This window comes from Streptomyces sp. NK15101, from assembly GCF_020400725.1.
Taxonomy (GTDB): domain Bacteria; phylum Actinomycetota; class Actinomycetes; order Streptomycetales; family Streptomycetaceae; genus Streptomyces.
Genome location: NZ_JAINVG010000063.1, coordinates 34956 through 44568 on the forward strand (window position 1 = coordinate 34956; position 9613 = coordinate 44568).

Genomic DNA, 9613 nt, shown 5'->3' on the forward strand with positions numbered 1-9613 from the left:
GTGTCCGGCGTGCGGTGCGAACCCACGTCGAGCTGGCCGGGTCGTCGGACGCGCGGGCGGAGGGAGGCGGACCTTCCCTCCGCTAGCGCGTCCGGTGCCGTTCAGGTGGTGCCGATGTCGCCGAGGGAGACGATCAGGTCGGCGAGCATGGCGACGCGCTGGGGGACGCTGGTGGTGTCGAGCCATTCCTGGGGCGTGTGGTCCGCGCCTCCGACGGGTCCCAGGCCGTCCAGCACGGGAACCCCGGTTCCGGCGATGAGGTTGGCGTCTCCGACTCCGCCGGTCGCCGCGGCGCCGAGCTCGATCCCGACCGCATGCGCGGCGCGGCGCGCGTGGTCGAGCATGCGCCGGGAGACGGGGGTGTCCTCCATGGGAGGGCAGAGGTCGAGCTGCTCGACCTCGACGGTGACACCGGGGACGCCCGGGTGGTCGGCGGCTTCCCGGATGGCCCGGGTCACGCGCTGGATGTCGGCCGTCGTGGCGGCGCGGACCTCGATGTGGAGTTCGGCGTCGGGACAGACGATGTTGGCGCGGGTGCCGGCCCGGACGACGCCGACGTTGACCGTCACGTCGTCCCAGTGGCCGTTGAGGGCCTGGAGGGCGACGGTCAAGTGGGCGGCGGCGAGGGCGGCGTTGGCTCCGCGCTCCGGTTCGATGCCGGCGTGCGCCGCCCGGCCGGTGACGGTGAGACGGAAGTCCGCGACGCCCTTGCGCGCGATGACCAGGTCGCCGTTCTCCCGGGCGCATTCGAGGCCGAGCCCGTAGTGCACGCCCTGGGCGGTGCGCTCGATGAGGCTCCTGCTGGCCGGCGATCCGATCTCCTCGTCGGGGGTGGCGAGGAGGACCAGCTCGGCGTAGGCGTCCATGCCGCACTCCCCGAGGATCTCCAGAGCGGTGAGGCCCGCGAGCAGGCCGCCCTTGTCGTCGCTCACCCCGGGGCCGTACGCCGTGGAGCCGTCGACGCGGAAGGGACGGGCGGCCGCGGTGCCGTCCTCGAAGACGGTGTCCATGTGGCCGGCGAGGAGGATCCTGCGGCCTCCTGCCGTCTCGGGAAGGCCACCGCGTCTGCGCCCGATGAGAGCGTCGCCGGTCCGGTGTCCGTCGGCAGCCGCCGGGAAGCGGACGCGTTCGACGTCGAACCCCATGCGTTCGAGGCGACGCTCGACCCAGTCGGCGACCTTGTCGACGCCCTCGGCGCTGTAGGAACCGGAGTCGATGGAGACGAGCTGTTCCAGGTCGTGCAGGTAGTCGGAGCGGTGAGCCCGAGCCAGGCCGAGGAAGTGATCGAGCCTGTCCTGCCGGCGGGTGGGGGCGCTCACAGGACCTTGGACAGGAAGGCACGGGTGCGCTCCTGCTCCGGGTCGACGAGCACCCTGCGGGGGTCCCCCGCTTCCACGACGACTCCTTCGTCCATGAAGACGGCGGTGTCGCCGACCTCGCGGGCGAAGCCGATCTCGTGGGTGACGACGACCATGGTCATGCCGTCGGCCGCGAGCCGCCGCATGACGTCCAGGACGTCCCCGACGAGTTCGGGGTCGAGGGCGGAGGTCGGCTCGTCGAAGAGCATCAGCTTCGGTTTCATGGCCAGCGCCCGGGCGATGGCGACCCGCTGCTGCTGGCCTCCGGAGAGCTGGGCGGGGTAGTGGTGCGCCCGGTCGCCGAGTCCGACCTGTTCGAGCAGGAGCTGCGCCTGCTCACGGGAGTCGGCCTTGGACACGCCGCCGACCTTGACGGGTGCCTCGGTGACGTTCTCCAGGGCCGTCATGTGCGGGAACAGGTTGAACCGCTGGAAGACCATGCCGATGTCCCGGCGGCGTTCGGCGACCTCGCGTTCACGCAGTTCGTGGAGCTTGTCGCCCTGCTGACGGTAGCCGACGAGCTCTCCGTCGACGGCGAGCCGGCCGCCGTCGACCTTCTCCAGGTGGTTGATGCAGCGCAGGAAGGTGGACTTGCCCGAGCCGGAGGGTCCGAGAAGGCAGCAGACCTGGCCGCGCTCGACCGTGAGGTCGATGCCCTTGAGCACTTCGAGTCTCCCGAAGTGCTTGCGTACGCCTTCGGCGCGCACCATGGGGGTGCTCATCGGTTGTGCTCCTTGTTCTTCTTGCCGAGCCGCTCCGTGGTTCCGCCGAGCAGGCGCCGGAACGGCGAGACGTGTCCGGCGCGGGTGGTGCCGCGTCCGTAGCGTCGTTCCAGCCATGCCTGGGGCACGCTGAGGAGGGTGACGAGGACCAGGTACCAGATGCTGGCCACGACCAGCATGGGGATGACCTGGTAGTTCTGGGCGTACACGTCCTGGATGTTGGACATCAGGTCGTGGGCGGAGATGACCGAGACCAGGGCGGTCATCTTGAGCATGTTGATGGTCTCGTTGCCCATCGGCGGGATGATCACGCGCATGGCCTGGGGCAGCACGATCCGGCGCATGGTGAGCGCGGGCCGCATGCCCAGCGAGTGCGCGGCCTCCGCCTGGCCGGGGTCGACGGACTGGATGCCGGCGCGGACGATCTCGGAGGCGTAGGCGGCCTCGTTGAGGCCCAGGGCGAGCAGGGCCGCGATCGCCGGTGTCAGCAGCGCGTTGGTCTCGGTCTGGAAGAAGGTGATGTCGGTGAAGGGGACGCCGATCTTCACGTACTTGTAGAGCGCCGCGGCGTATCCCCAGAAGATGATCTGGACGAGCAGGGGGGTGCCGCGGAAGACCCAGACGAAGGCGTTGGCCAGGCCGTACAGCACGGGGCTGGAGGAGAGCCGCATGACGGCGATCAGCGTTCCCAGCGCCAGGCCGAGGAGCATGGCGGCGGCGGTCAGCCAGAGCGTCGTGGCCAGACCGTCGAAGATGAGGTCGGCGAAGAGGTAGTCGCCGACGACGTCCCAGTGCAGGTTGTCGTTCTTGGCGAGCGATCCGATCAGTCCGACCAGGGCGAGCAGTGAGGCGACGGCGGCGATCCAGCGTCCGTGGTTGCGGACGGGAACGATCTCCAGATCACGGATGCCCGTCGCGCCGGTGGTCGTGCGGTCGGCGGGAGACTTGACGTCGATCATGCTCAGTCCACCGACGCGTTCTTGGTGGCTTCCTTCACCGCGATCGACGGAACGCCGTACTTGTTGTAGATCTTGACGAGGGTGCCGTCGTCGATGAGGGCCTGCAGGGCCTTCTGCACCGCGTCCGTCAGCTCGGGCAGCTGCTTGCTGATCGCGATGCCGTTGGGCGAGGCGTTGTAGCCTCCCGGCGCGGCCGGGTCGTCGACCAGGTCGAAGGCCTTGCCGGCGTCGGCGGTCTTGGCGACCCAGCCGGCGGCGGGCTTGGTCAGCACCTGGGCGACGACCTTGCCGGAGCGCAGGGCGAGCTGGGCGTCGGAGTCCTTGGGGAAGGTCTGGATGTCGATCTTCCCCTTGCCCGCCTTCCCGCAGGCGTCCTGGTGGGACTTCAGCAGGTCGAGCTGGTTGGTGGCGGCCTGTACGGCGACCTTCAGACCGCACAGGTCGTCCAGGTTCTCGATCCTGGAGGGGTTGCCGTCGCCGACGAGGATGCCGGAACCGGACTGGGAGTAGTCGACGAAGTCGACGACCTTCTGCCGGTCCTTGTTGTCCGTGATGGCCGACATCGCCACGTCGAACTTGCCGGCCTGGACGGCCGGGACGATCCCGTCGAACTTCTGCGGAGCGAAGGCGAAGTTGACGCCCAGTTTGGCCCCGAGCGCCTGGCCGAGGTCGTAGTCCAGCCCGGTCAGCGCGGTCTCCCCCTCCTTCACGTACATCTCGAAGGGCGGGTACGGGACGTCGGTCGCGACGCGGACCTCGCCGGCCTTCTTGATCTTCTCGGGGAGCAGGTCGTGCAGCTTCTGGTCCTTCACGACCTCCACGCCGGCGACGACGACCTTGCCGGACGGGGCGGCGGCGTCATCGCCTCCGCAGGCGGACAGGGAGGCGAGCATGATCGCCGCGACAGCGGCGGCCGCTGCGGGGCGTGCGGTACGAGCGTTCATCGCGTGGAACCTCTCGGTGGTTTTCTGCCGGCGGAATCCGGCCGCCAGGCACAGCAGAGAAGTTACATACGAGCGCAGACATTGGCTAGATGTAAGTCTCATTACGTTCACGTAACACGACCCGCACGACTCCAACGAGGCGCATTTTGACCATTTTCACCGGATAGCTCCGGGAAGTCAGAGATCACCAGGAGCCGAAACGGCCTTACATCTTCCTACGACGTCTCGTTACTTGTATGTTCCGCTACCAACCGCCGCCCATCAGTGGGTCGCCGCGGAATCGATCAACCCCTTTTTCCTTGGAGCGCAGATGCCACTCCGTTCAATCAGGTTCACCTCGGCCGCCGTCGTACTCACCGCGACGGCCTCGGTCCTGATCGCGCATCAGCCGGCCCACGCGGCGGCCGACAGGATCCGGCTCGGCAGCACGTCCGACGTCGGCAGAAGCTCGTGGAACGGCCCGGCGTTCACCATGAACGGCGCCGGCGGCATCGTCACCGCCTCGATGAGCCGGGCCATCGACGAGATCCGAGGCGGCACGGGAACCCTCGACGTCGTCGTCCTGGCCGGCTCGGCACCGACCTCGGGGAGCAAGACCCCCGAGTGCGACGCGATCACCGGACTGGCCGGCGTCAACTCCTGTACGACGTGGACGCTCACGGCGGCGAGCGACGGGAACAACAGCCAGGTCAACACCGACGTCCGCAACGCCGAGTTCGTCTACTTCGCGGGCGGCGACCAGTGCCGGTACGCCGCGTGGAAGGGAACCGCGCTGGAGGCTTCCGTCGAGTCGGTCGTGGCCAAGGGCGGCGGTTCCGGCGGCGGCAGCGCCGGCCACCACATCAACAGCCCGATCGTCTACGACGCGTGCAACGGCAGCGTCACCAGCGCCGAGGCGCTCGCCAACCCCTACGACCGGTACATCAGCTTCACCACCGGCATGTTCGAGTGGGCGAACTACGGTTCCGTCATCAACGACTCGCACTTCGTCACCCGTGACCGGATGGGCCGCACCATGTCCTTCCTCGCCCGCGCGGTGAAGGACGGCCTCGCACCGGGGGGCGCCGCCTGGGGCGTCGGGGTGGAGGAGGGCGGCGGCTCGCTGTTCCTCGACCGCAACGGCACGGCGACCCAGTACGGCAAGGACGCCTACGTCGTCCTCGCCGACCACCAGCCGGAACAGGCCGTCGACAGGAAGCCGCTGACCTACTCGGGCTTCAAGATCTGGCGCCTGACACCCGGCTCGACCTTCGACTTCAAGAACCGCCCCACCTGCGGCTACTACCTCCGCAGCGTCACCAACGGCGTCGCCGACGCCAACCTCTACAACGGCACTCCCGTGACCGACTGCGGCGGCCAGGGCGGCGGGAGCACGCTCGCCGAGAGCGAGCCGAACGACACCCGCGACACGGCCGACGACGCCACCGCCCTGGCCTCCCCCGGCACCCTGACCGGCAGCATGCGGTCGACCAGCGACCGCGACTACTTCAAGCTGACCCTGTCCTCGGGCCAGACGGCCTCCGTGAACTGTGCCGTCCCCTCCGCCTACGACGCCGACCTGTACTGGCTGGACACGAACGGCAGCACTCTGACCCGCTCCGTGAACGACGGCGCCGGCACCGACGAGGCCCTGTCCTTCACCAGGACCGCCTCCGGCTCGGGCACCTACTACCTCGACGTGGAGGCCTACAGCGGATCCGGAACCGCGTCCTACAGCTGCACCGTGACGAAGAGCTGATCCGGTCCGCATGACGGGCGACCGGGCCGCGCACGCGGTCCGGTCGCCCGTTCTTCGCCGAACTCGACGCCTCCGAACGGCCCGTACGCGGGCCGGACGGCTCAGCTCGGCCGAGCGAGCCGCCACGGATCGAGGAGGGACGCGAGCTCTCCCTCGGGGACCAGCCCGTCGCGAGCCGCCAGTTCCCGGACGGGTACACCGGCCGCCTGGCACCGGCGCGCCAGGGCGGTGGCCCGCTGGTAGCCGATGACCGGGTTGAGGGCCGTGGCGAGACCCGGACTGCCCTCCACGAGAACCAGCAGGTGCTCTTCGTCGGCCTCGATGCCTCCGACGCAGCGCTCGGCAAGGAGCACGCAGGCGGCGCTCAGCCGGTTGGCCGAGTTGAGCAGGTGGTGGACGATCAAGGGCTCGAAGGCGTTCAGCTGGAGCTGTCCCGCCTGGGCCGCCGCGCAGACGGCGGCGTCCGCCCCCACCACGTCGAAGCAGACCTGGTTGACCGCCTCGGGAATGACGGGATTGACCTTGCCCGGCATGATGCTCGACCCCGCCTGCAGCTCCGGCAGCCTGATCTCGCCCAGCCCGGCGCGAGGACCCGAGGCCAGGAGCCTGAGGTCGTTGCAGATCTTCGAGAGACGCAGGGCGAACTGCCTCAGGGCACCGGAGAACCGGATGAACCCGCCCACCCCTTGCGTGCTCTCCACCAGGTCACGGGCGGGCCTGACCGGTGCGGACGAGACGGCGGCGAGGTGCGTCACGGCCAGAGCCGCGAACCCGGCATCGGCGTTGAGGCCGGTGCCGACGGCCGTTCCCCCCAGGTTGACCTCCAGGAGGGCCTCGGAAGCCAGGCGGATCAGCTCGGCGTCGTCGCGCACGGTCAGGGCGAACGCGTCGAACTCCCGCCCCAGCGTCATGGGCACGGCGTCCTGCAACTGGGTACGGCCGAGCTTGACGGTCTTGGCGAACGCCCCTCCCCGCTCGGCGAAGGCGTTGCGCAGCACGGACATCGCGTCCAGAAGCCGCCCGGCGGCGGCGTACAGGGCGAGCTTGGCAGCCGTGGGGTAGACGTCGTTGGTGCTCTGGGACCGGTTGACGTCGTCGTTGGGGTGCAGGTGGGCATAACCGCCGCGGGCGTGCCCCATGAGTTCGAGCGCCCTGTTGGCGATGACCTCGTTGGCGTTCATGTTCGCCGACGTGCCCGCACCGCCCTGGAAGACATCCACGACGAACTGGTCGTGGAGGCGACCCTCACGGATCTCCCGGCATGCGCTCGTGATCGCCCGGACCTGCTCCTCATGGAGCGTCCCCAGCTCCAGATGGGCCAGCGCGGCCGCCTCCTTCACGGCGGCGAGAGCCGCGACGAGTTCAGGGTGCGACGAGAGGGGGATTCCCGTGATCGGGAAGTTCTCCAGTGCGCGCAGGGTGTGGATGCCCCAGTAGACGTCGGCCCCCACCTCCCTCCCGCCGATCAGGTCGTGCTCCTCGCGCTGCATACCGGCCCCTTCGCCCTCGACGATCGGTTCTCAGCGAACCAAGGGAAGTATCATTCATTACAAGAACGCCACGCAAGAGCGTTATGGAACTTTCCATTACGTGGCCCACGGGTACCGTCCGACTCCGTCACGCGCCGGCCCACCGGAGCCCGGCGAAGGCGGCTCCTCTGGAGGGGTCACCGGTCGGCGAGGTGGCACTCGACAGGGGGAACGCCTACGTTCTCAAACGATGCATCACCGATGCGACTTGTCGCCGCGCAGCCGTCGTCGGACGGTGGACGAGGACGGGGATCAGCGAGCGAGGAGGGTTTCATGCGCACTGACCGGACCGCACCGCCCGGCACGCCGCTGAACTCGCTTCGCGCACGCGACCGCGACCCGAGGGCGCCGCTGGGTCGCCACCCCGGCGACAAGGCAGACGCCGCGCTCTCCATCCGCTTCGGCGCCCTCGGCGCGCACGGTCCTCTGGGTACCCGCTGATGCCCAGGCCCCCGGACCGTATGCCCGAAGACCGTTCCGCACCGTCGGCGGACGGACCGGAGCACGTGTCCCGGGCGGCACCCCGTCCCCTGCCGAGCGTGTCCTACCGGCAGGACTGGAGCGACCTGCTCTTCGTCCACTGGGCCGTCTCCCCCGATGCCGTGGCCGGCTTCTTCCCGCGGGGCACGCGTCCCGATACGTTCGACGGCCGCACCTTCGTCGGACTTGTCTTCTTCGAGATGCGGAACCTCTCCTTCTCCCGCGGCCCCGCGCTTCCGGTCCTCGGGCGGTTCCCCGAGATCAACGTGCGGCTCTACAGCGTCGACGGCCACGGGCGCAGGGGGGTCGTGTTCCTCAGCCTCGATTGCGCGCGTCTGCTGCCCGTGGTCGCCGCGCGAGCCGCGTACCGTCTGCCCTACCACTGGGCCTCCGCACGCAGGCTTCGCTTCGACGACCGCCTTCTGTACACAGTGCGCCGCAGGTGTTCGGGCGGGCCGCGCTCACGCGTCTGGGCCGACCTGGGCGGGGAACAGAAAAGCCCGGACGCGCTGGGCGACTTCCTGACCTCCCGGTGGGGGCTGCACGGGCGGGCCCGGAAGGGCACCTACTACTGGCCCCTGTGGCACGACCCGTGGAGTTTCCGCGAGGCCGCGCTGCTCTCGCTCGACGACGAACTCGTCGCGGCCGCCACCGGCCTGCCGACCGCCGTGTCCTCGCAGCCCGTGAGCATCCTGTACTCCCCCGGCCTGCACGTGCGCTTCGGTGCCCGCCTGCCCGTCCGTCACCCGTGATCCGCGGCCGTCTCCGCGAGCGGGGGACCCCTGCGGTGATCACGGTCCCGGCCGATCGGCCGCCGCCCGGCCCGCGCCGAACGCCCCGCCGCCGACAGCCTTCTGATCGCCTCCTGATGAGGAACGGAGCCTCCGCGGGGAGGGGCGGGGAAACCCCCGGCGCCTTCTCGCGCGCCCCCGCTTCGGATGCGCGTCCCCGCCGTCCCCCTCGCGCCGGTGCCGCGCCTCTCAGGGGCTTCGCCGGGCGGCATCCGCGAGCGGCTCGACCAGGTACCGTTCCACGGACAAGCCAGGATCGGCACCGGGCGGCAGCGTCGGCGCCCTTCCGGTCACCGCCCGATCGGCGAAGCCTCCCTCCAGATGAGGCATCCTCACGTCGACGACGCGGACCCCCCGCCTCCGCTGCTCCCGGCCCACCACGCCCAGCCACGCCGCGAGCGCCGACTTGGCGGCCGCGTAGTCGGCCGTGCCCTGCGGGGGCGCGTCGACGACGGCACCGGTGACGACCCCGACGGACCGTCCTGACTCCAGGACGGGCAGAGCACCACGGACGACGGCCATGGGCGCCAGGGCGTTGACCGTCATGAGGTGCTCCGCGGCGGCTTCGTCGACATGTTCGGCGCGCCCGAAACCGGCCACGCCGATGGCGACGACGACGCAGTCCAAGCCGCCGAGGGAGCGTGCCGCCCACGGGGCGAGCGCGGCGCAGCCTTCGAGGTCGTAGGCGTCGAAAACACGACGGGGGCAATCCCCCAGCAGCCGTGACCGGTCGGCCAGCCGCCCGGCGTTCCTGCCCGCCAGGGCCATCGAGGCGCCCCGCTCGTACAGCATCCGCGCGGCGAGGCCTCCGATCATCCCCGTCGCTCCCACGACGAGCACTCTCACTCCGGCCATCTCCGAGTCCTTCCCGGAGGGCCCGTGCGGGGCGGCCTCCTGGAAGACATTCACCGCGGAGGGCCGCCCGGGATGCACGGCCGTGGAGACGCACCGCACGGAGCGGCCGGCGCTCGATCCGGGGAGCCCGGAGGCGGTACCGGTGCCGTGAGGGCGCGGTCAGACCAGCAGGACGATCGCCAGCGCGCCCGACGCGTCGACGACGCCGCACCATTCCGACCAGGCGCGGGGGACGAT

The 9613-nt window shown here is 70.2% G+C and carries 9 protein-coding genes; 3 read left to right on the forward strand and 6 right to left on the reverse strand.

Features of this window, described 5'->3' with window-relative positions; translation table 11 throughout:
• Positions 1 to 101: 101 nt before the first annotated feature.
• Genes K7G60_RS27730 through K7G60_RS27745 form a run of 4 tightly spaced genes read right to left on the reverse strand, consistent with a single transcriptional unit; the run spans position 102 to position 3983 of the window.
• Complete coding sequence (locus tag K7G60_RS27730) at positions 102 to 1319, reverse strand: M20 family metallopeptidase (protein WP_225803684.1); 1218 nt, start codon at positions 1317 to 1319, stop codon at positions 102 to 104.
• The gene (locus K7G60_RS27735) at positions 1316 to 2080 is read right to left on the reverse strand and encodes an amino acid ABC transporter ATP-binding protein (protein ID WP_308082389.1); all 765 of its coding nucleotides are present in this window, start codon (positions 2078 to 2080) and stop codon (positions 1316 to 1318) included. The genes K7G60_RS27730 and K7G60_RS27735 overlap by 4 nt, the downstream gene beginning before the upstream one ends.
• Positions 2077 to 3039: an amino acid ABC transporter permease gene (locus K7G60_RS27740; RefSeq protein WP_225803685.1), complete on the reverse strand. Its 963-nt coding sequence runs from the start codon at positions 3037 to 3039 to the stop codon at positions 2077 to 2079. Before K7G60_RS27740 ends, K7G60_RS27735 begins: the two co-directional genes overlap by 4 nt.
• A gap of 2 nt (positions 3040 to 3041) precedes the next feature.
• Positions 3042 to 3983 carry an ABC transporter substrate-binding protein gene (locus K7G60_RS27745; protein WP_225803686.1) on the reverse strand — a complete coding sequence of 314 codons (942 nt, stop codon included), beginning with the start codon at positions 3981 to 3983 and terminating at the stop codon, positions 3042 to 3044.
• Positions 3984 to 4293: 310 nt separating this feature from the next.
• Between K7G60_RS27745 and K7G60_RS27750 the strand changes: the two genes are divergently transcribed.
• Positions 4294 to 5721, forward strand: coding sequence for a hypothetical protein (locus K7G60_RS27750; RefSeq protein WP_225803687.1), 1428 nt, complete (start codon positions 4294 to 4296; stop codon positions 5719 to 5721).
• A 101-nt stretch (positions 5722 to 5822) separates the two neighbouring features.
• Here the strand turns inward: K7G60_RS27750 and K7G60_RS27755 are convergent, their stop codons facing one another.
• On the reverse strand, positions 5823 to 7211 hold the full coding sequence (locus tag K7G60_RS27755) for an aspartate ammonia-lyase (protein WP_225803688.1): 1389 nt from the start codon (positions 7209 to 7211) through the stop codon (positions 5823 to 5825).
• A 312-nt stretch (positions 7212 to 7523) separates the two neighbouring features.
• Between K7G60_RS27755 and K7G60_RS27760 the strand changes: the two genes are divergently transcribed.
• Both K7G60_RS27760 and K7G60_RS27765 read left to right on the forward strand, forming a co-directional pair.
• On the forward strand, positions 7524 to 7691 hold the full coding sequence (locus K7G60_RS27760) for a hypothetical protein (RefSeq protein WP_225803689.1): 168 nt from the start codon (positions 7524 to 7526) through the stop codon (positions 7689 to 7691).
• Between the two features lie 98 nt (positions 7692 to 7789).
• Positions 7790 to 8482: a DUF2071 domain-containing protein gene (locus tag K7G60_RS27765; RefSeq protein WP_225803690.1), complete on the forward strand. Its 693-nt coding sequence runs from the start codon at positions 7790 to 7792 to the stop codon at positions 8480 to 8482.
• Positions 8483 to 8710: 228 nt separating this feature from the next.
• Here the strand turns inward: K7G60_RS27765 and K7G60_RS27770 are convergent, their stop codons facing one another.
• Positions 8711 to 9376 (reverse strand): SDR family NAD(P)-dependent oxidoreductase, encoded by a 666-nt coding sequence (locus tag K7G60_RS27770; protein ID WP_225803691.1) that lies wholly within the window; start codon positions 9374 to 9376, stop codon positions 8711 to 8713.
• Positions 9377 to 9613 lie beyond the last annotated feature (237 nt).